The sequence below is a fragment of the Streptomyces sp. NPDC057638 genome (assembly GCF_042800315.1).
Taxonomy (GTDB): domain Bacteria; phylum Actinomycetota; class Actinomycetes; order Streptomycetales; family Streptomycetaceae; genus Streptomyces.
This window is the reverse complement of record NZ_JBHVHF010000618.1, coordinates 1-1,135: the sequence shown is the minus strand read 5'-3', so window position 1 is coordinate 1,135 and position 1,135 is coordinate 1. Positions and strand designations below refer to the sequence as shown.

The window sequence follows — 1,135 nt, the reverse complement described above, 5'->3', positions numbered from 1 at the left end:
GAACGGGGGCTGCGGGGCGGTCCGTCGAGGGGCGGGTTCCGGCCGGTGGTGGGAGCCTGCCCTCGGGGCAGTGACGGGCGTCCGCGCCGCGGTCGGGCCCGGAAGGCGACCCCGTCACCCGGCCGTCGCGCACGGCCCCGGACGCAGAGGCGGACCCGTATGGCCCTCGTCAGCCGACGACTGCTCCCCCCGCTGGTCGCGGGGGTGGCCCTCACCCTCGCCGCGCATCCGCTCTCCCGCGCGGCGGACACCGGGCCCGCTCACCGCGCCGCCGCCGGGCGGGCCTGGACGGGCACCTGGGGCGCGGCGCCCTCGCACGCCGTCCCCCCGCTGGCCGACACCTCCATCCGTAATGTCGTGCACACCAGCGTCGGCGGGTACGCGGCCCGGATCACCGTCACCAACCGGTTCGGCACCCGGCCGCTGCGGCTCGGCGCGGTCACCCTGGCGCTCCAGGCGCCAGGCCCGCAGCGCCCCGAGGCGGCCGCGGGGACGATGCGGCGGGTGACGTTCCGGGGCGCGGGCGCGGTCACCGTGCCCGTGGGGCGGGACCTGGTCTCCGACCCCGTGGACCTGCGGGTGCCCGCCGACGCCCATCTGCTGGTCTCGCTGTACACCCCCGGTACCCAGGGCGCCGCGACCCAGCACCGGTCCGCCCGTCAGACCAGTTTCCTGGCGCCCGGTGGCGACCACACCACCGCCGCCACCGGCACCGCGTACACCGCCACCACCGGCTCCTGGCACTACCTCAGCGGTGTGGACGTCCTCAGCCCGCTCGCCCGGGGCAGCGTCGTGGCCCTCGGCGACTCCATCACCGACGGCTCCGGCTCCACCGCCGGCGCCAACCGCCGCTGGCCCGACCGGCTCGCGGCCCGGCTCGGCCACCGTCATCTCGGCGTCCTCAACGCCGGGATCGCCGGGAACCGGCTCCTCGACGACAGCGCCTACGGACCTAGGTCCTGTCCGGGTGGTCTTCGAGGATCAGCCCGCGGCGTCAGATGCATGGGGTCTCCCCAGGCCCGCTGGGGCCGAGGGGACGCATCGCAAGGCGGTGGGGGTCCCCCCGGCGAAGCCAGGGGGCGGTCGTCCTCGTACTGGGTGTACTCGGGCGATTCCGACAACGCTGGGGGTCCCC

The 1,135-nt window shown here is 76.9% G+C and carries 1 protein-coding gene; it reads left to right on the top strand.

Translation table 11 applies throughout. From position 1 onward, the window contains the following. Positions 1-159 precede the first annotated feature (159 nt). Positions 160-1,135: SGNH/GDSL hydrolase family protein (locus ACFVIM_RS35255; protein ID WP_384310488.1), on the top strand; the 976-nt coding region annotated here is incomplete at its 3' end.